Here is a 24464-nt window from a genome sequence, read left to right on the forward strand (position 1 = left end):
CTTACCGGGGCCGACGGGGTGTCGGCCGCAACACGAGGAGGAGTCGCAAGATGCGTGAGGTTCATTCCACGGAGTACAGTTTCAAACCCAAGGATGCGCTGCTGGGCGCCCAGATGCTCTTTGTCGCCTTCGGCGCACTGGTGCTGGTGCCGCTGCTCACCGGCCTTGACGCCAACGTGGCCCTGTTCACGGCCGGGGCGGGAACCCTGGTCTTCCAGGTCATCACCCGCGGCAGGGTGCCCGTGTTCCTGGCCTCAAGCTTCGCCTTCATCGCCCCCATCATCTACGGCGTCCAGACCTGGGGCATTCCCGCAACCATGTGCGGCCTCTTCGGAGCGGGTGTCATGTACATGGTCATCAGCCTCCTGGTGCGTATCTTTGGCGTGGGCATGTTGCGTCGCATCCTCCCCCCGGTGGTCACCGGCCCGGTAATCATGGTCATCGGCCTGGTGCTGGCCCCGGTGGCCGTCCACATGGCCATGGGCCGTACCGGCGACGGCTCGGCATGGCTCGTGCCAAACGCCACGGCCATGATTATCGCGGGCGTGGCCCTTGTCACCACGGTCTTCGCCTCACTGCTCGGCAGGGGGTGGATCAAGCTCATCCCCATCCTGCTCGGCATCGTTGCAGGCTACACCACCTCCCTGGTCCTCGACTTCACCGGCTTCACCGCCGCCACCCAGGCCGCCTTCGATCCCGGCCAACTGCCCAACTGGACAGGCTCCGCCCTGATCGGCTTCGAGGCCGTGGCACAGGCACCCCTGCTGGCCGTGCCCAACTTCGTCTTCCCGGAATGGAGCGCCGAGGCGCTGCTGTTCATCGTGCCAGTGGCCATCGCCCCGGCCATCGAGCATTTCGGCGACATCCTGGCCATCGGCGGCATCTCGGGAAAAGACTACGTCAAAGACCCCGGCATCCAGCGGACCATGCTCGGCGACGGCGTAGCCACCTCCCTGGCCGCCACCCTGGGCGGCCCGCCCAACACCACCTACTCCGAGGTCTCGGGCGCTGTGGCCCTGACCCGCGCCTTCAACCCGGCCATCATGACCTGGGCGGCCATCACGGCCATTGTCCTCGCCTTTGTGGGCAAACTCGGCGCGTTCCTCTCCACCATCCCGACCCCGGTCATGGGCGGAATCATGATCCTGCTTTTCGGGGCCATCACCGTCATCGGCATCAACACCCTGGTCCGGGCAGGCAATGACCTGATGCTGCCGCGCAACCTGGCTATCGTGGCCATCATCCTGGTGGTCGGCATCGGCGGCATGACCTTTGACCTGGTCATCGTCAAGCTGGGCGGCATCGGCCTTGCGGGCATCGTGGGCGTACTGCTCAACCTCGTGCTCCCCTGCAAGGACTGCAACGACCCCCTGCCCGACGAAATCGCCCCGGCAGGCCCGGACCACCGTACCGACCTCTAGCAGACAGTTGAAAAATGGCCATCTGCGTCGTTGCTTCAAAAAGGTCACACCTCCGCAGGACAGCGGATTTGGACGTCGGCCCAGCCGACGCCCCGAAGGGGTGAGCCCCAGGACGGGGCGAATCAACCCCCCGCGTGCAGGGAGTACACTTCGGCCTTGACCTTTTTCCGCGCCTCGCTTCTCACCATTTTTAAACAATCTGCATGTTCTGACTTTTCCAACGACCAGCCAAGCCCCTACCACCGGCCGGGAGCGCGACGCTCCCGGCCATTTTTTGCATTGGACCCGGCCAAGGGAACCCGGTATGAAAAAGCGATCCATCCAAGGGAGACGACAATGCGCGAAACCGTGACCGGACTGGTCCTGACCCTCAACGGCGAACGGCTGCTCGAAAAATGCCTCACCTCGCTCGACTTCTGCGACGAACTGCTGGTGGTGGATTCGGGCTCATCCGACCGCACCCGCGAGATAGCCGAGGCATGCGGGGCCAGAATCATCGTCAACCCCTGGCCCGGGCCGGTGGCCCAGTTCGCACTCGCTCTGGCCCAAGTGCGGACCGACTGGGTCGTTTCCTTAGACCAGGACGAATACCTGACCGACGAGCTGCGCCAGACCATCGTGGCCCGGCTGGCCATGCAGGAGCAGGTGGCAGGATACTATGTGTCGCGCAGTTCCTTTTATTTCAACAGGTTCATGAAGCACTCTGGCTGGTATCCAGACCTTCTGCTGCGCGTGTTCCGCCTGGGGCGCATGGAGGTCTCGGCCAGCGGGGCCCACTACCACTTCACCCCGCAGGGCGAAACGGGCAGGCTCGCGGGCGACATCCACCACTATCCCTACGAGTCCTTCCGACAGCACATGGACAAGATCAACTACTACGCGGAGGAAGGAGCCAAGGCCCTGCGAGAGAAGGGACGCCGGGGCGGCCCAGCCGCAGCCCTGCTCCACGGCGCGGGCCGCTTCCTCAAGCTCTATCTGCTCAAGCTCGGACTGCTCGACGGCAAGGCCGGATTCTACAACGCCATGGCCGGATTCTACTACGCCTTCCAGAAATACGTCCGCATTGAGGAAACCAACAAATGGGGCAATAACTGACCTGAATTTCCTTCATTATTTTGCCGGGAGTACTCCACACCCTGCCAGGTCGTGCCAGGGTCCGCCATGAAAGGCCGCGACGACTGACCGCTCCCGGCGCAACACCACCAGCCCTTCAGGAGGCGTCATGAATCCCCTGGACACCCAGACCGTGCAATCCCTGCTCGAACAGACCGTCACTCTTGTCTCCATTCACGGACTCAACCTCGTTATCGCCCTGATCATCTTCTTCGTGGGGCGGGCCGTGGCGGACAAGGTGGCCGGACTGGCCCGAACCATGATGATCAAGACCCATGTGGACGACACCCTGCGCTCGTTTTTGCGCAATGTCATCTATTACGCCCTGCTGGCCGCGGTCACGGTCATGGCGCTGGGCCAGGCGGGACTGAACGTGACCTCCTTCCTGGCCGTGCTGGGTGCCGCGGGTCTGGCTGTGGGTCTGGCTCTCAAGGACTCGCTCTCGAACTTTGCGGCCGGAGTCATGCTCATCATGCTCAAGTTCTTCAAGCGCGGAGACTGGGTGACTGTGGCCGGGGAGTCGGGCACGGTAAAATCCGTGAGCATCTTCAACACCATCCTGACCACCGCCGACAACCGCATGGTCATCGTACCGAACTCGGCCATCCTTGCTGGCACCATCGTCAACGTCACGGCCAACGAGACGCGCCGCGTGGATATGGTCATGGGCATCGGCTACGGCGACGACCTGCTCAAGGCCAAGGAGCTGCTCCGCAAGATCGTCACCGAAGACCCCAGGGTGCTGCCCGAGCCCGCCCCGGTCATCCAGGTCCTTGAGCTGGGTGAATCGTCGGTCAACTTCGCGGTCAGGCCGTGGGTCAAGACCTCGGACTACTGGGCCGTCTACTTCGCCATCACCGAGAAGGTGAAACTCGTCTTTGACCAGGAAGGCATCTCCATCCCCTTCCCGCAGCGCGACGTGCACATCTATCCTGTCGAAAAATAAAAAAAGGGAGCCGGAAGGCTCCCTTCTCCCGTGCAGCCAGAAAGGAATCAGTCGAGGGATGCCAGATCGTCCAGAATGATGGCCGCGGCCCGCGCCGCAGCCCCTGGCTCACCCACCATGGATCGCAGCCCGGCAAGATCGCGCCGGACCGAGGCGAGGGCGTCCGGCGAATCGAGCCAGACGGTGGCGGCAGCGGCCAGTTGCCGGGCCGTGGCCCGCTCTTGGACAAGCTCCGGGTACACCTCCCGTCCAGCGATGAGATTGGGAAGACTGATGTGGGGCACCCGAATCAGCATCCGGCCCATCAGTGCCGAAAGTGCCGAGACCCGGTAGGCCACCACCACCGGGGTGCCGATGAGGGCGGTCTCAAGAGTGACCGTGCCAGAGGCCGCAAGCATCATCGAACAAACGCGAAAGGTCTCGTACCGGGCCTCGGGTCCGACTATCTCGACCTCAATATCGCTGCCCCACAACGAGCGCAGCCGCTCGGCATCCATGCCCGGAGCGCGGACGATGACAAAACGCAAGCCAGGTCGTTTCTCGCGCAGGAGGCGCGCCGCCTTGGCAAACTCGGGCAGCAGGGTCGAGACCTCCCTGGTCCGGCTGCCGGGCAGCAGGCCGACGAGGTTTTCATCCACGGCCATGGCGTCGAGCCGCTCAAGGGGCAACACGTCCATGAGCGGATGGCCCACATACTCCACATCCATGGCGTGGCGGGCATAAAAATCCTTCTCAAAGGGCAGGATGCAGACGACCCGGCGGACATGCTCGCGCAAGAACTCCACCCGCTTCGGTCGCCATGCCCAGAGCTGGGGGCTGATGTAGTAGTAGACCGGGATACCCAGCTCCCGAGCCATCCTGGCAACGCGAAAGTTGAACTCCGGGCAGTCGATGAGCACCACGGCCCGAGGCCGTACGGCCATGAAGGCCAGCCGGATGCGCCGCAAAAGAAGCAGGATGCGCGGCAGACCCCCCAGAATTTCGGTGATGCCCACCAGCGAAATAAGGCCCATGTCGTATCGGGTCTCGAAGCCCAGGGCACCCATGGCCGGACCGCCCATGCCGGTGAAGCGCAGACAGGGTTCCCGTTCACGCAGCTGCTTCATCAACTCGGCCCCGTGCAGGTCGCCCGATGCCTCGCCGACGTTGAACCAGATGGGGGCGTGTGCATTTTCCTTCAGCATGTCCGCTGAGTATCCCATGTCCGGCTTGGGGGCAAGGAGGGTGTACCCTCGTCGGGAAAGCGCTGCGGCCGGGGGTTGCCAATCGTGCACCGAGGGCGTAGTAAGGCGGGCTCAAGCACGAACTCTCAACAAGGAAACCCTGTCATGCTGAAAGTCGGAGTTGTCGGTCTGGGCTGGATGGGACGCGTCCATCTGCGCAACTACACCGAAATGGCCGGAGTCCAGGTTATCGGCGTGGTCGATGTGGACTCCAAGGCGCGGGAAGAGGTCGCCACCCAGTTCGGCGTTGCTGCCTTCGCCACCCTTGAGGACCTGCTCGAACACGAGCTTGACGCCATCAGCGTCTGCGTGCCCACCAGCCTGCACCACGAGGCCGGGCTCAAGATCATTGAAAAGAAAATCAACCTGATCATCGAAAAACCCCTGGCCGCCACCGCCGCAGAAGGCGAAGAGCTGGTCCGCCGGGCCGGCGACATGGGCGTGGCCCTCATGGTCGGCCATGTCGAGCGGTTCAACCCGGCCGTGGCACGGGTCAAGGAACTGGTGGGCGACGATGTCATCTCCATCCAGATCGAGCGCGTTGGCCCCTATCCGCCGCGCATCCAGGACGTGGGCGTGGTCAAGGATCTCGGCTCCCACGATATCGACCTCATCCGCCACATCACCGGCTCGGAGTTCAAGTCGGTCAACGCGGTCATGTCCACCACCCTGGGCAAGCACGAGGACAGTGCGCTGATAACCGCCCAGATGGAGAACGGCGCCCTGGCCAGCATCTCCACCAACTGGGTCACGCCATACAAGAGCCGCAAGATCCTGGTGGCCTGCGAATCCAAGTATATCGAAGCCAACCTGATCACCCAGGAGGTCAAGGAATACTCGGCCTTCTCCACCTACGACAAGAGCTATTCGGTGCGCGAATGGCCGCTGATGTTCCGCGAGCCGGTCAAGGAGGAGCTGACCCGGTTCCTGGCCGCCCTGCGCAACAACACGCCAGTGCCCATCCCCGGCGAGGACGGCTTGGCCGTGCTCCGGGTCTTCGAGCGCATATTCAGCCGCCAAGGGTAATCCCGCTCCGGCAACACGAAAAACGGCCCCGGCCCCTGCGCAATCAGGAGGCCGGGGCCGCTCTTCGTGGACAAGACGCTCTCAGTCGCGGACCGCTCGGGCGGACTGGGCAGATTGAATGGTCGGGTTCACCGCGATATAGTCCACCACGTCCCGAACGCCCCACACTTCTCCGGCAATGGCCAGAGCGGCGGTTTTTTGACTGTGATCGGCTGTGGCGCCTATGAGGATGGCCGTGCCGCCGATGACCTCCACCCGCAGGTAGGCACTCTCGAGCCGCTTGGTATCGGACAGCTTCCTGCTGACCGAGTACAGGAGCGAGGCGTCGCTCCTGGCTTCGGCCGGGGTCGAGGGCGGGAAGAATTTGCAGGTGACGAACTTGAGCCCCTCCACGTTCCGGGCTGTGGATACCGCCCTGTCCGCCTGGCCCCGGTTGTCCAACTGGCCCACGAGGTAGGCATGACCGCCGATGACATGGGCGGAAACCTGGGGCACGCCGCCCATGATCAGCCGCTCGCGCAGACGGCGTTCGAGCATCCTGTCTGAATCGCAGACCAGCTGACCGCCCGACACACTGTTCTTTGGGATGTATTCGTCGGCCAGCACCACGGCATCGTAGCCGGTCATGGCCCCGCTGGCCACCTGGACGGCAGGATACACGGCACACCCGGCCAGCACGAGGACGGCAAGCAACGCGGCCGCCGGGGCAGCGAAAGCCCCCAGGCTCCGGCCACGGGATGCGCCCCAGGGGCGATCAAAGGGATGCGACTGGCGTTTCATGAACATTCTGCGCCATGAGCGACTTGTCTGGACTTTATCTCAACAACCTCTGCCCCAAGTCTCGGTCCCGGTCAAGCATATTGCAAAAACCGTACACATCCCTTGTCAGTCCCGCACGGCCAGCACATAGGTCATACCTGCGATTTCCTGACTGTCGATGACCCGCAGCCCGGTCGGTCGGCCGGGCCACTCGTCCCAGTGCCTGTCGCGGATGACGAGGATGACCCGTCCACGCCGGGCCATGAGGGCGGCCAGCTCGTCATAGTCGCCGGTCTCCTCGATGTCATGCCCGGCATAGTAGGTGAAGATGCCGGAATAGACCTTGTAGGCCAGGGGCGCGTAGCCCTGGTCGACATGCTGGCCGATCATTTCCCCCTGCCGCCTGGGGCTCATGGCGTCGTCCAGGGACGGGGCGACCATCAACCCCACAGGGTAAAGCCACAGGGTCACTGCCAGCACCGACCAGAGCAGACAGGTCTTGCTCCCCCGACGGCGCAGCCAGACAAGCCCCAGCCCGCCAACCAGCAGCAGGCAGGCCGAGAGGCCCAGCCCGCGCACCGGCACCGGAAACGGCAGCAGATCGCCCGCAATCAGCAGCCCCGCGCCCAAAGCCAGCCACAGCCCGGCCACCCAGGCCCAGAAACGGGCCGAGCGGACCGCGTCGAGGCGGGTCATGGCCTGGGCCGTGAGCAGGGCCAGAGGGGGAAACATGGGCAGGATGTAGATGAGCACCTTGCCGCTCAGGCTGGAGAGAAAGACGAAGGTGGAGAGGACCATGATCCACAGGAAGGGCATAGGCGTCGCCTCGCGCCGCCCGGCCCAGATCGCGCCCCACGCCTCGAGCGAGAAAAACCGCCTGGCCGGGGCGGACACGGCAAAAAGCGTCCAGGGCAACCAGGCCAGGGGAAGGGCGATGAAATAGTAGGTTAGGGGTTCCCGATGGTGAAAGGTGTGTGTGGCCCGCTGCAACACATGCTTGCCAAGGACGGTATCCAGAAGAAAAGACGGTCCTTCGGCCAGGGCCACCCCGACCACCCAGAGGGTCAGCATGGACAACATGGCCAACAGACCGAGCCCCATGGCCCTGGTGAAAAGCCTGCGCACCTCTCCCCGCCACGCGAGATAGAGAACAAGGGTCAGCAGCGGCAGGATGAAGCCGATGGGCCCCTTGGTCAGCGTGGCCAGCCCGGCCAGGAGAAAGGCGGCCAGTGGCCATCCCCCCTGCCTTGGCCCGGACACGGCCCGGTACAGGCAGGCGTGGCTGAGGATGATCAGCCCGGCAAAGAGCAGGTCCATGCGCGAGTAATGGAACAGCCCCACCAGAAAGAAATTGGCAAGGAGCATGAGCACACAGGCCAGACACACGGAGCGGTCGAAACCCAGCGTCCGGGCCAGCACATGGGCCGAGGCCACGAAGAAGAGCCCGGACAGGGCCGCGCCGAGGAAGAACACGGCGGGCATGTCCGCCGGAGTCAGGGTGTCGATGAGCCACAGGAACCAGAAATAGACCGGCGGCTTGTCCGGGTAGGGCTGGCCGTTGAGGGAGAGGACCAGCCATTTGCCGCGCTCCGCCAGATTCTGGTAGGCGTTGGCGTAGCGCACCTCGTCAGAAAACCACAGAGCTCGGTTGCCCAGGGTGAACCATGTCTGAGCCGCCACGGCGAGGATCATGGTCAGCCAAGGGTGGTCCCTGAGCAGGGACCACAGCCGGGAGGCCGGGCGCTTTTGGGAGTTGCAGCAGTCCATGAGCATCACCCCTTTTTCCTGAACAACGAGGAGTCCGCCAGGACCATGGTGGCCATACCGCCAAAGCTGCCGAGCATCCAGCCAAAGAAGACATCGCTCGGATGATGCCAGCCAAGATAGACACGAGAGAGCCCTACCAGGGCGGCAGCGACACCCGTCAGCACGGTCAGGCCGGTTCTGCCCAGGCGCAGGGCGAAAGGCACGGCCCAGCCCATGAACTCCGTGGTGTGGCCCGACGGGAGCGAATGAAAGGCCCCCCGTGTGGTGATGGGGTCGAACCACACCCCCTGGCCCGGCCGGGGGCGGCCCACGGTGTGCTTGACGAAATGGACGGCCAACCCGGCCACCACCGCCTGCACGGCCACCAGGATGCCCATGAAGCGGAGGGTCTCCCTGTCGCCGGAGCGCCACGCCCGAAAGAGCACCCAGCCGAACAGGCCGTAGAAAACCGGGTTGCACCAGTCGGTGATCAGGGTGAAGGCCAGGGTCAGACCGGGATGCGCCTCGCGATGCTCCTGGAAGAATCCGGCCACTGCCTCCTCCGAGGGGAACACGAGCCAGAGTGCTGCAAGCAGGAACAGCAGGGGCGCAGAGAGCAAGGCCAGATGTCTCAGATGAAAAATACGCATGCGGACTCCCTAGGCCATCCGAGCCGGATGGGCAAGGTCGGCCTCCGAGGGCAGCGGCTGTTCGTCGTCGAGTCCGTCTTCCGGGTCATCGGTTTCGTCGCCAAACCCTTCCGCGTCCGCATTATCGGCTATCATCTGCTGCGGCGCCCCGGCATCGGAAGCGCCTCGGGCGGCTGCGGTGCCTGGGTACGGAACATGGGTGTAGTCGTCCCATACCGCCTCGTCCACGCCCAGTTCGGTCAGGATGCCGGCCAGGGGCCGACCCTCCTGCTTCCAATACTTGTAGCCGTGATCGGCGCACGCAAAGGGAATGACCAGGGTGCCGTCCTCGTCCAGGTAGGGTATGGTTTTGTCCATGGACGGGGACTCTTTCACCTTTCGCGAAAAAATTCAACTGAACTCGCGCCCGTCCGCATATGCGGGGCTGGACGCCAACAGAGGCTCGTCAAAACGGTCAGGCCACGGCCTGCCCTTTGTCGGAATTGGCGTCGGCCAGGCAGACCAGCCTGTCGATCTCGCGGACCTTCTTGAGCACGCAGCGCATGATGCGTCTGAATTCAGGATAATCGCGCTGCGCGTATCGCTTTTTGGCACGGGTCAGTCCGGCCAGATCCACCAGCTCGTTATAGAGGTAGGGAGTATACAGCGGGTCCTGGTTCAGGAATATCTCGACCCGGCCCATGGCCTCGTGCACTGCGGTCTGGTTGGCTCCAAGGTTGCGAAAGAGCTTACCCAGGTGCTTTTCGATATTGCGCAGCGATGTGGACCACGCCGGTCCACGCGGCTCGAAACGCATCGGGACCATGGTCCCCCGGCTGGCCGCAAGCTCGGCCATGAACCGCATCACCCCGCCCGGAGCCGAGGCGAACAACCCCTCGACGTAGGCGGTTTCCAGGTCCACCACGCGGGTTCCCTCAATGGGTACGCCGCCTCCGTAGACGTTGAAGACCGGCACCGGCGACTGCTTCAAATCCTCTTCCAGTTCGCGCTTGGCGGTCATGTACTGCACCGTGGTCAGGATCTCCTCGCCTTCCATGTTGCGGGTGGTCTGATGAAAGCTGCGGCGGGTCATGTTGGTGGTGTGGCCGTGGTGACCGGCTGCGTGGGAACGGTTGCCGATCCAGGCGTAATCCTGGCCGACGAGAACCATATGGCTGACGCCCATCCAACGCAGCAGGCGCGAGAGAGTCACCGAGACGTTGCCGCCCGCGTCAATGACCAGCTCGTGGTCCTTCATGACATACGTTCCCATGCCACCCACGGTCCACAGGGGAAAGGTCGGCCCGGCATATCGGGCCACAGCCTCGGGCTGAACCTTGGTGGAATAGATGAGCGGAATGTCTTGCACGAAATCGGGATCAAGACGGCTGAAGATGTTGAGCATGGACACGTCGTAGTCGATGGCCACGCAGAAGTGGGGCCTGATGCCAAGCGCCTGGAGGGCGGGCACTGTCTGCAAGGCGCAGGTATAAAGGGCCTGTCCAGGGTTGTCCCGCAGCCGCGCAGCCGATTTCTCGAGGCTCGGCCCGGCGCCGAGAATGACCCCGCCCAGTCCGGCCGCCCTGCCCTCAAGCCCCCTGATGGACCCCTCGGCCATGGCCCGACGGAAGTTGCGCACCTCGTTGCCGACCATCACGTCCTGGCGAAAACGCAGGGTCGTCAGTTCCAAGGAAAAATTCTCCAGCTTGTTGCGCATCCAGGTGGTCCAGCGGGCGTACTCCGGCCCCAACTGCTGGCTGGGCAGATCGCCCTTGAGATGAATCTGGCCATAGACGAACTGGAGATCAAGGTTCTTGACCACCTCATGGACATACCGCTCATCGGGCATGAGAATATGAAACTTCCTCGCCTCGAAAAAGGGGCGGTAATCGGTCTGGCCCAGGCAGGCCAGGAGCATCTCCGGCCGCGGCTCGAGCAACATGACCTTGTGGCTGTCTGGCGTGTTCTTGAGTACGTGATTGACGCCGTAGCCCAGATTGCAGCCCACGATGAAGGTGGCCGAGGTGTCGGGCTTGTCGCCTTCGGTCCACGAGGAGTAAAGCCCCACGGGCGGCAGAGACTCGAACATGCCCTTGCCGCTCTCCATGCGCCAGTCGTGGATGCCGTATTCATTGATGAACAGGTTGTTGAGCAGCGCCTCTTCACCAAAGGGATGAGTGGAAAGCCACTGAAAAACGGGATGCCCCTTGGCCTGGAGGTACTCGATGTTGTCCTTGAGAAAGGGATATGCGGTCATGCTCGTTCCTTTTCGCGGCAGGGCGCGATGCTGCGACTCATTGCCGGGTCCGCCCGGACTGCTTGTTCTGGCTGAAAATTGCATGATGCGTGCCAGTTGCGCCCCCCGGTTTTTTACCATACGGTGCCTGGGTCGAACACGAATCCTTTTTCCGCTATTTCAGGGAACTGTCATGACCAAAGACCTGCTGGCGCTCATCGGGAACACCCCGCTGGTGGAGATTCGCCACCTCAACCCGAACCCGAATGTCAAGATTTTGGCCAAGCTCGAGGCGCAGAATCCAGGCGGATCGGTCAAGGACCGCGTGGCCGCGGCCATGATCGAGGCGGCCGAACGCTCGGGCGAGCTGACCAAGGACAAGATCATCATCGAGGCCACCTCGGGCAATACCGGCGTGGGGCTGGCCATGGTCGCGGCCATCAAGGGATACCGCATCAAGCTGCTCATGCCCGAGACGGCCAGCGAGGAGCGCAAGATGATCATGGCCGCCTACGGGGCGGAGCTGGAACTGACGCCCGGCCATCTCTCCACCGACGGAGCCATCGAACGCGCCTACCGCTACGCCCGCGAGGAGCCGGACACCTATGTGCTCATGGACCAGTTCAACAACCCTGCCTCCATTGACGCCCACTACCACGGCACGGGCCTCGAGATATGGGAGCAGACCGGCGGCGCTGTGACCCATTGCGTCATGGCGCTTGGCACCTCGGGCACGGCCATGGGCATCGCCAGGCGGCTGCACGAGATGGGCCAAGTCCATGTGGCTGCCGTGGAACCTTACGCGGGCCACAAGATTCAAGGCCTCAAAAACATGCTGGAATCCTATCCTCCCGGCATATATAACAAGACCTGGCTTGATGAAATCCTGCACGTGGACGACGAGACCGCCTTCGAGAACTGCCGCAGACTGGCCCGGTCCGAGGGCATCTTCGCGGGCATGAGCTCGGGCGCGGCCCTGGGCGGGGCCGTCCAGCTTGCGGAGCGCATCGACTCCGGCCTTATCGTGGTCCTCTTCCCGGACTCGGGCGAGCGCTACCTGAGCACCCATCTTTACCGCCAACAGGCGGGCAGCGGCATCAGCGTCTTCGACATGGCCACGGGCGCGACCAAACCCCTGGCCACCCAGGCCGGCCTCGGTCTCTACTCCATGGGACCGAGCCTGGACAATCCCGACGGCCTCGACGCATGGCGGCGCGTGGTGGTCCTCGACGTGCTCACCCGGCATCTGCGGGCAAACGGGGTGGATGTCCACGCCGCTGTGGGGCTGACCGACATGGATGACCGCACCCTGGCCGCGGCGAGGCACGCGGATATAGACCGGGCCGCCTTCGCCGCCAGCCGACGGGCCATGATCGTGGACCGCGCCCGAAGCATGGGCGTTGACGCGGCCGAAACAGGGGGCGCGGGCGTGGCCTTCCCCCTCTCCTCCACTGGCGAGGACAAGGCCCTCGCCCTCTGCCGCAAGCTGCTCGGCAAGGGACTGGCCTACGAGAAACTGCGCTCGGTCTACTTCGACGTGTTCCGCGACAAGCGCTACGGCGAAATCGGGGCCATGGACATGGACAAGGTCTCGGGCGGTCGCACCGTGGACCTGGACGCCTACGTCAAGGACAACCCGCTTGACTTCACCCTGCTCAAGCGGGCCACCCTGCTCGACCTCAAGCGCGGCGAGGTGCTGGAAACCGAATGGGGCAACGTGCGCCCCTCCTGGTTCCTGCAGCACGCGGCCACGGCCCTGACCGTCCTGCCCCGCATCGACGTGATGATCGGCAGCGAGAAGCACCGCTTCCCCCACCTTGAGAATCTCAGGGCCATCTGGTCCACTTCCGGGCGCGAGCTGCAGGCGTGGCTCATCTACCATCAGACCACGGAGTGCAGCGACGAGACGCTGCCCACCGTGGCCGAAAAGCTCGGCGGCTACCGGGCGGCCCGCTTCTGGCTGCTCTCCTCGGCCTGCCGCAAGCCCCTGTGCGCCAGCGCCGAAAACCTCTCCATGTGGTCGCGCAACTGGCGGCGGGTGCAGGAGGCGGCCGCATCCCTCATGACCGGACGCACCGACAAGGGAGAAGCCGTTTCCGCCGAGGTCAGCCAGGCCGCCTTTGATCTGCGGGCCGGATTCAAGACGGCCATGAGCGAGGATTTCGCCCTGCACCGCTTCTGGCCCGCGCTCTTCCGCTTCGTCAAGCAGGTCAACGCCTGGGCCGCTGCCGCGACCCTGACCGGGGCCGAGGCCGCCACCTGCCTTGAGGAGCTGCTGGCCGTGGATTCCATCCTCGGCATCCTCGACCACGCGCAGATGCCCCTCTCCCTCTCGGAGCTACCCCGCGAGGTGCAGGGCATGCTGGCCGACCGCCAGAAGGCCCGGGAGACCCGCGACTTCGCCGCCTCCGACGCCCTGCGCGACATGATCGCCGAGGCAGGCTACCGCCTGGAGGACACCGCGGGGGCGCCCAGGGTTTTCAGGATGTGAGGGGGGCAACATAGTACCCGAACATTTTCGAAACTATCTTGACAATCTCAACAAAAAAAATGAAACTATATCCAAACCACTTTTTCCACGAGGGTACACTTGATGAGAAAGCATGTTTGGGGGATTATCATTGTTGCTGCGGCTGCTCTGGTGGGATTGTTTAGTCTATACAAACTATACTCTGCCTATCAAGCATACAAGTACATATCTTTTTATAAAATGGATGAATTCTTCATGGATCCCGTCAAAGAAGCTTTTGTCATTTATTCAGTTCTTTTTGTTACTGCCTTTATTGCAGCCAGAAAGGGAACAAAGTTGATCGATAAAGAGTCGTTGCAGAACATCGTGAAGGAATAAGTATCTTGGGGGCTGACCTGACAAGGCACTCCGCTTTGCTAGGACAGCCTCCACCTTACCCCCCCCTACTCCCGCACCTGGCCCTCGCCCAGGAGGACGAACTTGGCGCTGGTCAGCTCGTGTACGCCCATGGGGCCGTAGGCGTGGAGCTTGGAGGTGGAGATGCCGATTTCGGCACCCAGGCCGAGCTGAGCGCCGTCGTTGAAGCGGGTGGTGGCGTTGGCCACCACCAGGGAGGCGTCCACCTCGCGCAGAAAGCGCATGCAGTGCTCGTAGTTCTCGCTGAGGATGGCCTCGGTGTGGTTGGAGCCGTGCTCGGCGATGAAGTCCAGGGCCTCGTCCAGGGAATCCACCACCCGCACCGCCAGGACCAGATCGAGGAACTCGCATCCCCAGTCGGCGGGCGCGGCCGGTTCGGCGCTCTCGCCCAGCAGGGGCAGGGAGCGCGGGCACGCCCTGAAACGCACCCCCTTGGCGCTCAGGGCCTTGTCCACGCGGGGCAGGAGCACCTCGGCCACGTCGCGGTGGACCAGCAGGCACTCCAGGGCGTTGCAGCCGCTGGGGTACTGGGTCTTGGCGTTGTCGATGATGGGTACGGCCCGGGTGATGTCGCAGGAGGCGTCGGCAAAGAGGTGGCAGACGCCCTTGTAGTGCTTGAGCACCGGCATGGTGGCCTGCTCGGTCACGGCCCGGATCAGCCCCTCGCCGCCGCGGGGAATGACCACGTCGATGTAGTCGGCGAGCTTGAGCAGCTCGGCCACGGCCTCGCGGTCCGTGGTGGCGGGCACCTGGACCGCGTCACGCGGCAGCCCGGCCGCTTCCAGGGCGCGGTGCATGAGCCCTGCCAGACAGGCGTTGGAATGGAACGCCTCGGACCCTCCGCGCAGGATGACCGCGTTGCCCGCCTTGAGGCAGAGGATGCCCGCGTCCACCGTGGCGTTTGGCCGCGACTCGTAGATCATGGCCACCACGCCGAGCGGGACGCGCATACGCCCCACCAGCATACCATTGGGCCTTCGGGTCATGGACTCGATGCCGCCCACAGGGTCGGCCATGGCCGCCACCTCGCGGCAACCGACGACCATGGAGCCCAACACCTTTTCGCTGATGGTCAGCCGCTGCACCCGGGCCTTGTCCAGCCCGCGCTCGGCGGCGACCGCAAGGTCCAGGGCGTTGGCTTCCGCCACGGCCACGGACTCGGATTCCAACAGATCGGCCAGCACCAGCAGCGCCTCGCTCCTGGCCTTGCCGGACGCCCCGGCCAGCGCCCGCGATGCCCGCCGGGCGCGCCTGCCCATGTCAATCATCTCCTGGCGTATGTCCATGCCCCCTCCGTGCGCGGCTTGTCGATCATCTTGTGCATATCCGAAAACGCGGGTCGGACCGGAGGTCCGCCCGGTCAACAGTGCTAACCTCTGTACAGTCGCAAAGTCAAACCTTCCCGACGAACTCTGCCCTGGCTCCGACACAGGTGGTTTTACATATTTTGTCATTTAATCGACACCTGAGCCACAGCGGGACCGAAAATCAGACCCAAAAACCCTGTTTCAACGAAATAGGCTTTGACCTTTTTTACAATTTTGCTTATCAAGCCCTCTGCGCCGTCAGGCCATAGAATCCAAGAGCTATCCAGACACCCACACGGAGGACACTGAAACCCATGGTTGAAAGCAAGACCGCCGGACAGGCCACCCTTGACGAGATCGAGGCCCGCGTTCCCTCGTCCCTGCACCCCGTTCTCGAAGCGGCTTTCAAGTACAGAAAGCAGATTGTGGCGGGCGTGGCGGCCATCATCCTCGCGGCCGCGGCCTACGCGGCATACAGCGGCTACGCGGCGCGGACCCTGGCCGAGGCCCAGAGCCAGCTCGGCGTCATCGTCATCGAGGCATCGGGCCAGGACAGGCTCGACAGGCTCGAAACGCTGCTCGGCACAGCGCCCTCGTCGGCCAAAGCCGCCGTGCTCTCGGAACTGGCCCAGTCGGCCATGAAGCTTGAGGACTGGGACAAGGCCGCCAACGCCTGGAGCCGTCTTGCGGGGGTGGCTGACAAGGAGATGAAGATCGTGGCCCGCCTTGGCGAGGCCAAGTGCCTGCTGCTGGCGGGCAGGGCCGACGAGGCTCTGACCAATCTCAAGAGTCTGGCGGGCATGGTTCCGACAGGATTCGCCGCCCCCGTCTACCGCCAGTTGGCCCTGGCCGCCGAGAAGGCGGGCGATACGGCCCAGGCGCTCCAGGCCTATCGCCGACTGGCCGGGGAGCAGGTGTCCGACAAGCCCTTTATCGACCACAAGATCGCCCAGTTGGAAGCGAACTGATCGCGCTCACCCGATCCTATCAATTACGGAGAGATTTCATGGCACATTCCCTCCTGGCCGACACCCCCGGCCACATAGACCTTCTGCTCGGCAACGAGGCCATCGTCCGCGGAGCGGTCGAGGCCGGCCTGCAAGTGGCCACCTGCTACCCCGGCACCCCATCTTCCGAGGTGCCCGACACCCTTTTCCGGCTCTCGCCCGAAGCCGGGTATTCCTTCGAGTACTCGGTCAACGAAAAGGTCGCCCTTGAAGTGGCAGGAGGCGCGACCCTGGCCGGAGCGATGACCCTGTGCACCATGAAGCATGTCGGGGTCAACGTGGCCGCCGACCCGCTCATGACCCTGTGCTACACAGGCACCCCGGGGGGCCTGCTCCTGCTCTCGGCCGACGACCCCGGCTGCCATTCGAGCCAGAACGAACAGGACAACCGCTACTACGCACGGCTGGCGTGCATGCCTGTCCTCGAACCGACCACGGCCCAGGAGGCCAAGGACATGACCCGCGACGGGTTGCTCCTGAGCAAAAAACACGGCGCACCCTTCATGCTGCGCACCACCACCAGGGTCAACCACCTGCGCGGCCCGGTGGAGTTCGGCCCGGCGCCCGCTCCGGGCAAACCCGACGGCTTTCAGCGCAACCCCTCGAAATTCGTCCCCATCCCGGCCTTTTCCCGGCCCATGCACGTGGCCCTGCTGGAGCGGCTCGAAGCCTTGCGCCAGGAAGCAGAGAACTCTCCCTACAACACCGTCACCGGCAACGGCCCGCTGGGCATCGTCTGTTCGAGCATCAGCCGCGCCTATGTGGCCGACGCCCTGACCCAATCAGGCCTGACCGACAAGGTTCGGGTGCTTGGACTCGGCTTCAGCCACCCCCTGCCCGAGACCCTGTGTCTCGACTTCCTCTCGGGTGTCTCCAAGGTGCTCGTGGTGGAGGAGCTGGAACCCATTCTCGAAAACGACCTGCGGGCACTGGCCCAGAAAAACGCGTTGAACGTCGAAATTCTGGGCAAGAACGTGCTGCCCCGCTGTAATGAATTCACGGTGACCATGGTCGAGGACGCCATCCGCACCCTGACCGGCGACCCCGCTCCGGTGCGTAACGCCTGCCAGCCCGCCGCCCTGCCCATGCGGCCGCCCAATCTCTGCGCAGGCTGTCCCCATCGCGGCACCTACTTCGCGGCCCGCAAGGTCTTTGGCGACGACGCCATCTATTCCTCCGACATCGGCTGCTACACCCTGGGGCTGCTGCCCCCCCTCCAGGCGGCCGACTTCCTGCTGTGCATGGGCTCGTCCATCTCGGCGGGCGGCGGGGCGGCCCTGGCCTCGGGAAAGGCCGTGGTGGCCTTCATCGGCGACTCCACCTACTTCCACTCGGGCCTTACCGGCGTGGCCAACGCCGTGTTCAACAAGCACAACGTGCTCATCGTGGTGCTGGACAACCGGACCACGGCCATGACCGGCCATCAACCGCATCCGGGCGTGGACAAGACCATCCTCGGCGACAACGAATCACGGCTGGACATTGAGGCATCGGTGCGCGGGCTCGGCGTGACCGAGGTGCGCGAAGTCAACCCCTTCAACCAGAAGAAGACTCAGGCCGCCCTTGAGGAACTCAAGGCCATGAAGGGCGTACGGGTGCTCATCGCCAAGGAGCCGTGCCCGCTGTTCACCCGCCGGGTCTACAAGAAGGTCGCGCCCCAGGTGGCCTATGTGGCGGAAAGCTGCACCGGCCGATTCGAGTGTCTGGACACCCTGGCCTGCCCGGCCATGTACCGCGACGGCGACCGAGCTGCGGTCAATCCCATCCTGTGCAACGGCTGCATGCTCTGTCTGCAGGTCTGTGGGCACATCAAAGCCAAGAAAAGGGGCAGCTAGAATGCACCACGTCAAGCCCATACGCATATTCATGACCGGCGTGGGCGGCCAGGGAACCCTGACCGCCACCACCCTTCTGGCCAGGACCGTGCTCGCCGCCGGTCTGCCCGTCACCTCCGGGGAAATCCACGGCATGGCCCAGCGCGGCGGTGTGGTCGAATCCACCGTGCTCATTGGCTGCAAGTCGCCCAAGATCGGCCACGGCGAGGCGGACATCCTCCTGGGTTTTGAACCCATGGAGACCGTGCGCGCCCTGCCCTACCTCAAGCGCGGCGGCTTGGCGCTCTCCAGCACCGAGTTCATGCCCCCGCTCTCGGTGGCCATGGGCAAGCAGGAGTGCCCGAGCCTTGACGAGATCAAGGCCCAGGTAGCCGCCTGCACGGATCAGGCTCGCTTCATGAACAGCCAGACGCTGGGCATCCAGGCGGGGGCTGTCCAAAGCGGCAACATCGCCCTGCTTGGCGCCCTGTGCGCCACCGGGGCGCTGCCCTTCGGCCCTGAGGCCCTTGCGGCGACCATCAAGGCAAACTTCCCGGCCAAGATCCAGGCCGTCAACCTCAAAGCGCTGGAACTCGGCGTGGCCGCGCTCAACGCCTAGAGAAAGAAACCCATGGCACACACCACACAAGGCGACTCCGACCTCAGTTATCTGGTCACCCTCAAGACCATTCAGGAAACCCTCAAGCGGGACGCCCCGCTCGAGGAGTCCCTGAACCAGCTCCTGAGGATACTGGCGCAGGATATGGAGTACGTCAGGGCGTTCATGGTCATCATGGACCCCAAGACCGAGAACCTGAAGCTCTCCCTGACCTACAGCCCGGCCCAGACCGACGATGTGACCTATTCACCGGGCCGGGGAGTCATCGGCCGCGTCTTCGGCTCGGGCCAATCCATCACCGTGCCGCGCATGTCCGACGACAAGGAATTCCTCAACAAAGCCTTCGGCCGTAGCGAGGAGGAGTTGCGCAAGCTCGGTTTCATCTGCGTGCCGGTCATCAGCCGTGGCGCGGGCGACCATGAGGTCATCGGTGCGCTTTCGGTGGACGTGCCCCTCATCCCTGCCGAGGACCTCGACGCCCACCGCCAGTTCCTGGAGGTGGTGGCGGGCATCATCGCGGGCCATGTGGCCCAGCTTCAGGAAGAGATGGCCGCCCAGAACCACCTGCTCACCCAGGGACTGTTGGCGGGCAGCGCGGACTCCACGCCACCCAAGGACTTTGTGGCGGCGAGCAAGGCCATGCGCCTGGTGCTGCGCCAGTCGCGCCAGGTTGCCCCCAGCCGGGCCACGGCCCTGCTGCGCGGCCAGTCCGGCACGGGCAAGGAGCTTCTGGCAGAGGCCATCCATTCCGCCAGCCCCAGGGCGGACAAACCCCTCATCCGACTCAACTGCGCGGCCCTGCCCTCGGAGCTCATCGAGTCCGAGCTGTTCGGACACCAGAAGGGCGCTTTCACCGGAGCTTTCCAGACCAAGCGCGGCCTGTTCGAGGTGGCTGACCAGGGAACCCTGTTCCTCGACGAGATAGGCGAACTGTCCATGGACGCCCAGGCCAAGGTGCTGCGCGCCATCCAGGAAAAGGAAATCCAGCGCGTTGGCAGCGAGCAGACCATCACCGTGGATGTGCGCCTCATCTGCGCCACGCACCAGCCCCTTGAGGAACTGCTTGAAAAAGGCAAATTCCGCGAGGACCTCTACTACCGCATCAACGTCTTCCCCATTTTCATTCCGCCTCTGCACGAGCGCCGCGAGGACATCCTGCCCCTGGCCGAACATTTTCTTAGCGAGTTTTCCAGCGAGTACGGCAAGGAGGTCAAGCGCATCTCCACACCTGCCATCGAGCTGCTGGTCATGTACCACTGGCCCGGCAATGTGCGCGAACTCAAGAACTGCATCGAACGCGCCGTGTTGTTGTGCGAGGAGTCGGTCATCCGCACCTACCACCTGCCGCCAACGCTCCAGTCGGCCGAAAGCTCGGCCACTGGCATCAACCTCTCCTTTGGCGAGGCGGTGGCCAAGTTCGAACAGGAACTGCTGGTGGACTCGCTCAAGAAGACCGGCGGCAACATGCTCCAATCCGCCCGCGATCTGCGCGTCTCCTACCGTATCGTCAACTACAAGGTGAAGAAATACAACATCGACGTGAAGAAGTTCTCGCAGACCAAGAAGAAGCCTCGCAGAAAGCTGGAGAACTGATCCCTGCCCAGCCAGACAACAAGCCCCCGGAAGCCATCGCCTCCGGGGGCTTTCCCTTGGCAGGCCAAGTCTGCTACACCGGGGCATGCACAACGCCGCCCGCCTCGTCTCGCGTCTGGTGAGCCGCACCCGAAACAGCGGGTATCTCCCCCCGGACCACGCCACGGCCGCAGCCGCGACCCTGCTTGAAGCCCGGCCCCTGACCCCGCCCCTGGCGGCCCTGGGCAGCGCCCTGGTACGCCATGCCGCCACCTTTGACCCCTTTGACCGCGACACCTTGAGGCTGGCCGGGGACGTGAACCGGACCCTGGGCCACCCGCCCATGGACAATTGGCTGGCCAAGGCCCAACGGTTGACTGCCGGCGAACCCGTGCCGGAAAACATCGCGCCGCCCGACCCGCGTTCAGCCGGACCCGCCGATCTGCTTGCCCATGTGCAGGCCCAGCCCGCCAATGCCCACCGCTACCCGCTCCTGCTCGCTCTGTGGCGCCTTGGAGCTCGCGACCAGTTGATCAGGGCCATCGAAATCGTGGCCGCCTCCCCCTCGGGGCTGTTGGCCGGAACCATGCTCGCCTGGGGAGCCTGGAACGCGGGCGAACCGCTGCTGGCCCGGATGCTGCTCGACGAGGCGGTGCCGGCCTTTCCCGGTCACAACCTTCGCGCCCGCATGGCCCTGGACCAGGGCGACAGGGCCACGGCCCGCGCCCACCTGCTGGCATCCCTTGACGCCGAGCCGTTCCAGCCCGCCGTTATCGAGCAGTTGGCCGAGATGGCAACGGACCGCGCCGGGACCAACCCCGGACCGGACACCCACATCTGCCTCTACTCCTGGAACAAACCGGACATGCTGGCCGACACCATGGCCTCTCTGGCTGCCACGCGGCTTGGACAGGCGCAGGTGACCGTCCTCAACAACGGCACCACCGTCTGCCCGCCGGACGAGTTGGAACGCCGGGTGCTACAGGCCGCGCCCGGACTCGCCGCATCGCTTGCCTTTGTCCACCTGCCGGTCAACGTGGGCGCTCCGGCTGCCCGAAATTGGCTGCTCGCCCTGCCCGATGTGCGCTCCGCCCGTTTGGTGGCCTTTCTCGACGACGATGTGCTCCTGCCGCCCCACTGGCTGACCCGGCTCACGTCCAGCCTGACCCGCTTCCCCGAGGCCGCCGCCGCAGGCTGCAAATGCGTCAACCAAGGAGTGCGGACCATCCAGTACGCCTTCCGCAACCTCGCTGAGGTGGGCCAGCGCAGAATCCGTTTTACGCCCAATGCGCCCACCCTCATGGACATGGGGCAGTTCGATGCGGCCCGCCCCTGCCTGACGGTCATGGGCTGCTGCCACCTGCTCCACAGGGAGCGGCTGGACCGGCTCGGCGTACCGGACTTTGGCGTGCGCTTCTCCCCATCCCAGGTGGACGACATTGAGCATGACATGCAGATATGGAAGGCGGGCGGCCAGGTGGTCTACGATGGCGGCGTGTCCGTGGTCCACCTCCAGGAAACCGGCGCCACGCGTACCAGGGCCTCCCTGGCCCAGGCCCACGCCAACCACCACAAGCTCGAACACACCTTTGACCCTGACGACCTCGTACGCATGGACAAGGCCACTGGCCGCGCCGACCGGCTCCACTTCACACGCTCCCTGGGAGCGGTGCTGCCCGCCCTGGGCGGCCCGGCAGGAGCGTTCTGGCGCATGCTCCATCCCCTGCTCCTCGAAGCCCTGGCCGACTGAGGAGCGCCCGCGAAAAAAGGCGGCCCGGCAACCCCGGACCGCCCCTGATGACGACAGAAACTATTTTCGCCTACTTGAAGGAGCGGGCAAAGAGGTCCACAATGGCCTTGCGGCCGTTTTCCTCAAGAAAACGGGTGCCGGTGCCCGTGAAATGGGTCTCGGTAATCAGCGGATCGGTCACGGCAGACCACTGGCCGGAATCCCAGCGGAACCAGCCGTTCTTCACCTGACCGAAGACATAGAGATCCTTGTTGCAGATCTTGGCGAACTCCGCGCCCCATCCTGTGCCGCCCTTGACTGTCCCGTCTTCCTGGATGGTCCCGACAACGAACACCTGATGGGAGGATTCCACCTGATACATGATGGTCTGGAGCACCTTGCGCATCTTCTCCGCGTTGGTGAACTTGCGGTTAAGGAGTTTGGAGACGTAGGTAAGGCTGACATCCTTGCGGACCAGCTCCTCTCCCGTCAGAACCCGGATTCCCCGGGTACGCTCGATCTTGTGTCCCTCGAAGGTATAATTGACCTCGGCCAGGCCGTATTGTTCGGCCAGACGACCGAACTCGGCCTCGGCGCCCTGTGCGCCGCCGCTGAACAGCGTGTAGGAATCGAATCTGGACATGCGTTCTCCTTGGTATGGATCGATATGCGTGGCGTGGACGGCCGTATCGACACGGCCCGGATTTCACTGATGCTCATTATGCACACGCCCGGCGCACGGAGCAATGGCCTCTGCAACACTTTTTCCCAAAAATCCACTCTTTTCTCAGGCGGCCATGCCCCTGTCACTCGCCCAAGGCCCGCATCTTCGCGGTCAGGTCCGCCAGCAGGATGCTGTCCATGCTCCGGGCCATGCGCTCGAAATCCTCGGGCTCGTATTTGCCCAAGAGCTTGCGCATGTTGGCCGCGGCCCCTGCCGCCTGACCGCCGCCCACGTCGCTCTGCGCACCCGAGACACGCTTGTGGCGCACGGCCAGAAACCCCTGGTACACGGCGTACCCCCCGCCAAGGACCATGCGCAGGTCGCGCTCCAGGTCGTCATATTGGGTGGGCGAGAAGCGTAGATCAAAGGGGCCGGTCTCAAGCAACCGCTCTGCCCTGAAAAGATGCACGCAGCCCGTGACCGAGGCGCAGGGACGGATGTAGTCCGCCTGACCGAAATCCGCCTCCTGGAGCATCAGGGTGGTCATCAGTGCCTGCCCGCGTCCGGCCGGGTCCGGGGTCAGGTTGTGCTCGCCGCACTGGACCCGGGCCGGGCCATCGAAATCCACCACCTTGCAGCCCCACACCCCGGCGTCCGGGTATCGGCCCACAGCCCCGCCAAGGCGAGGCAGCCAATCCGGCGGCAGGGCAATGTCGTCGTCGATGAAGGCGGCGAAATCGCACGCCTGCACTTCCGGCAGGTGCATCAGCCAGTTGCGGGCAGCCGGAGCGCCCACGTTGACCGGAAGCCTGACCAGGGCGGCCCGGTCAGAACCCACCCTGTCAATGAAGCGGCGCACCACCTCGGCCGTGCCGTCGGTGCTACCGTTGTCGAGGAGCCGCACATGGGCTTCGCCCAGCTCGGAGCGAGCCAACGAGTCGAGGGTCACGGCCAGATCGGCCGCCTTGTTCCAACTGTAGCCCAGAACCATCACCCGCCCGGCCAGAGGGCGCAGATCATGCAGGCCGTCCGCGCTCAACTCGAAAAGACGCAACCACAATCCGGGATGCCACGGACGTGAACGGGCACACTGGCGCAGCAGCCCGGTCCCCTCGTCGAGCCTGCCCGAGCGCAGCCAGGCGGTAGCCAGCCGTTCACGCACCAGGGGCAAGGGCAGCGACTCCCCCAGATGGCGGTAGATTCCGGCCGCGGACAGCGCCTCGCCCGACACCAGCAATGCGTTGGCCCTGGCAAAGGCGAAAAGCGGACCAAGCCCCTCGGGCTCGACCCCGGCGGCCAGGGCGGTGGAAAGGGGCGACCAGTCGCCCCGGATGCGACAGAACTCGTAAAGATGATGCCACCAGAAGAGATTGCGCGGGGCATGGCGCAACTGCCCGGTGATGCAGGCCAATTGATCCTGAGGCGATCCGGCCATGGCCAGCCGCGTCTCGGGCGTGATCTCGGGTTGCCAGTGGGCCATGGCCGAACGAAGCATGGGCACCAGCGGTCCGGGCAGGGCGGGCAGCCTCCCCATGGATTGGGCCAGCCGGGCCGCACACTGGCCGTCAAAGGGATTCTCACCCCAGGCCGCCAGCATCAGGTCCGCGGCGATCATGGAAAAGAGATCGTCCCGATTGCGGCTGTGGGCCAGGGCCGTGGCCGCCGTGGAATGCAGATGTTCCCTGCCGGTGCAGCCCAGCAGCAGCGGGCGCAGCAAATCGCCCGGAAGCCTGACAAGATCGCTGGAATGAGCCATGCTTCCCCCT

The 24464-nt window shown here is 64.3% G+C and carries 20 protein-coding genes; 11 read left to right on the top strand and 9 right to left on the bottom strand.

Features of this window, described 5'->3' with window-relative positions; translation table 11 throughout:
• Positions 1-50: 50 nt before the first annotated feature.
• The 3 genes from GKC30_RS01330 (at position 51) to GKC30_RS01340 (ending at position 3480) form a co-directional block, all read left to right on the top strand.
• Positions 51-1421 (top strand): uracil-xanthine permease family protein, encoded by a 1371-nt coding sequence (locus GKC30_RS01330; protein WP_155931739.1) that lies wholly within the window; start codon positions 51-53, stop codon positions 1419-1421.
• 336 nt (positions 1422-1757) lie between these two features.
• Entirely contained in the window at positions 1758-2516 is a 759-nt protein-coding gene (locus GKC30_RS01335) for a glycosyltransferase family 2 protein (protein ID WP_155931741.1), read from the top strand.
• Positions 2517-2643: 127 nt separating this feature from the next.
• Positions 2644-3480, top strand: coding sequence for a mechanosensitive ion channel family protein (locus GKC30_RS01340; protein ID WP_155931743.1), 837 nt, complete (start codon positions 2644-2646; stop codon positions 3478-3480).
• 47 nt (positions 3481-3527) lie between these two features.
• On the opposite strand, the gene lpxB is transcribed toward GKC30_RS01340, so the two are convergent.
• On the bottom strand, positions 3528-4664 hold the full coding sequence (gene lpxB, locus GKC30_RS01345) for a lipid-A-disaccharide synthase (RefSeq protein WP_155931745.1): 1137 nt from the start codon (positions 4662-4664) through the stop codon (positions 3528-3530).
• A gap of 144 nt (positions 4665-4808) precedes the next feature.
• On the opposite strand from lpxB, the gene GKC30_RS01350 reads away from it, so the two are divergent.
• Entirely contained in the window at positions 4809-5729 is a 921-nt protein-coding gene (locus GKC30_RS01350; RefSeq protein WP_196772776.1) for a Gfo/Idh/MocA family protein, read from the top strand.
• A gap of 81 nt (positions 5730-5810) precedes the next feature.
• On the opposite strand, the gene GKC30_RS01355 is transcribed toward GKC30_RS01350, so the two are convergent.
• The 5 genes from GKC30_RS01355 to GKC30_RS01375 all read right to left on the bottom strand — a co-directional run bounded on the left by GKC30_RS01355 (position 5811) and on the right by GKC30_RS01375 (position 11120).
• Positions 5811-6509 carry a BON domain-containing protein gene (locus tag GKC30_RS01355; protein WP_155931747.1) on the bottom strand — a complete coding sequence of 233 codons (699 nt, stop codon included), beginning with the start codon at positions 6507-6509 and terminating at the stop codon, positions 5811-5813.
• Positions 6510-6614: 105 nt separating this feature from the next.
• The gene (locus GKC30_RS01360; protein ID WP_155931749.1) at positions 6615-8261 is read right to left on the bottom strand and encodes an ArnT family glycosyltransferase; all 1647 of its coding nucleotides are present in this window, start codon (positions 8259-8261) and stop codon (positions 6615-6617) included.
• The gene (locus GKC30_RS01365; RefSeq protein WP_155931751.1) at positions 8261-8884 is read right to left on the bottom strand and encodes a phosphatase PAP2 family protein; all 624 of its coding nucleotides are present in this window, start codon (positions 8882-8884) and stop codon (positions 8261-8263) included. Before GKC30_RS01365 ends, GKC30_RS01360 begins: the two co-directional genes overlap by 1 nt.
• Positions 8885-8893: 9 nt before the next feature.
• On the bottom strand, positions 8894-9241 hold the full coding sequence (locus GKC30_RS01370) for a hypothetical protein (protein ID WP_155931753.1): 348 nt from the start codon (positions 9239-9241) through the stop codon (positions 8894-8896).
• A 97-nt stretch (positions 9242-9338) separates the two neighbouring features.
• Positions 9339-11120, bottom strand: a complete 1782-nt coding sequence (locus tag GKC30_RS01375; RefSeq protein WP_155931755.1) for a motility associated factor glycosyltransferase family protein — start codon at positions 11118-11120, stop codon at positions 9339-9341.
• Between the two features lie 172 nt (positions 11121-11292).
• Here GKC30_RS01375 and GKC30_RS01380 point away from each other — a divergent pair, with 172 nt between their 5' ends.
• Positions 11293-13590, top strand: a complete 2298-nt coding sequence (locus tag GKC30_RS01380; protein ID WP_155931757.1) for a cysteine synthase — start codon at positions 11293-11295, stop codon at positions 13588-13590.
• A gap of 102 nt (positions 13591-13692) precedes the next feature.
• A complete protein-coding gene (locus tag GKC30_RS01385) occupies positions 13693-13947 on the top strand; it encodes a hypothetical protein (protein ID WP_155931759.1) in 255 nt (84 codons plus the stop codon).
• A gap of 65 nt (positions 13948-14012) precedes the next feature.
• Here the strand turns inward: GKC30_RS01385 and GKC30_RS01390 are convergent, their stop codons facing one another.
• Positions 14013-15272: a glutamate-5-semialdehyde dehydrogenase gene (locus GKC30_RS01390; protein ID WP_155931761.1), complete on the bottom strand. Its 1260-nt coding sequence runs from the start codon at positions 15270-15272 to the stop codon at positions 14013-14015.
• Between the two features lie 335 nt (positions 15273-15607).
• Here GKC30_RS01390 and GKC30_RS01395 point away from each other — a divergent pair, with 335 nt between their 5' ends.
• From GKC30_RS01395 to GKC30_RS01415, 5 genes are all read left to right on the top strand, one after another.
• Complete coding sequence (locus GKC30_RS01395; RefSeq protein WP_155931763.1) at positions 15608-16261, top strand: tetratricopeptide repeat protein; 654 nt, start codon at positions 15608-15610, stop codon at positions 16259-16261.
• Between the two features lie 38 nt (positions 16262-16299).
• Positions 16300-18135, top strand: coding sequence for an indolepyruvate ferredoxin oxidoreductase subunit alpha (iorA, locus tag GKC30_RS01400; RefSeq protein WP_155931765.1), 1836 nt, complete (start codon positions 16300-16302; stop codon positions 18133-18135).
• A 1-nt stretch (position 18136) separates the two neighbouring features.
• Positions 18137-18733 (top strand): indolepyruvate oxidoreductase subunit beta, encoded by a 597-nt coding sequence (locus GKC30_RS01405; protein ID WP_155931767.1) that lies wholly within the window; start codon positions 18137-18139, stop codon positions 18731-18733.
• Positions 18734-18745: 12 nt separating this feature from the next.
• Positions 18746-20326 carry a sigma-54-dependent Fis family transcriptional regulator gene (locus GKC30_RS01410; protein WP_155931769.1) on the top strand — a complete coding sequence of 527 codons (1581 nt, stop codon included), beginning with the start codon at positions 18746-18748 and terminating at the stop codon, positions 20324-20326.
• Positions 20327-20411: 85 nt separating this feature from the next.
• Complete coding sequence (locus tag GKC30_RS01415) at positions 20412-22055, top strand: glycosyltransferase family 2 protein (RefSeq protein WP_155931771.1); 1644 nt, start codon at positions 20412-20414, stop codon at positions 22053-22055.
• A gap of 70 nt (positions 22056-22125) precedes the next feature.
• On the opposite strand, the gene GKC30_RS01420 is transcribed toward GKC30_RS01415, so the two are convergent.
• Together GKC30_RS01420 and GKC30_RS01425 are read right to left on the bottom strand one after the other, a co-directional pair.
• On the bottom strand, positions 22126-22677 hold the full coding sequence (locus GKC30_RS01420) for a hypothetical protein (RefSeq protein ID WP_155931773.1): 552 nt from the start codon (positions 22675-22677) through the stop codon (positions 22126-22128).
• A 163-nt stretch (positions 22678-22840) separates the two neighbouring features.
• Positions 22841-24454, bottom strand: a complete 1614-nt coding sequence (locus tag GKC30_RS01425; protein ID WP_155931775.1) for a glycosyltransferase family 2 protein — start codon at positions 24452-24454, stop codon at positions 22841-22843.
• Positions 24455-24464 lie beyond the last annotated feature (10 nt).

This window comes from Pseudodesulfovibrio alkaliphilus, assembly GCF_009729555.1.
GTDB lineage: Bacteria > Desulfobacterota > Desulfovibrionia > Desulfovibrionales > Desulfovibrionaceae > Pseudodesulfovibrio > Pseudodesulfovibrio alkaliphilus.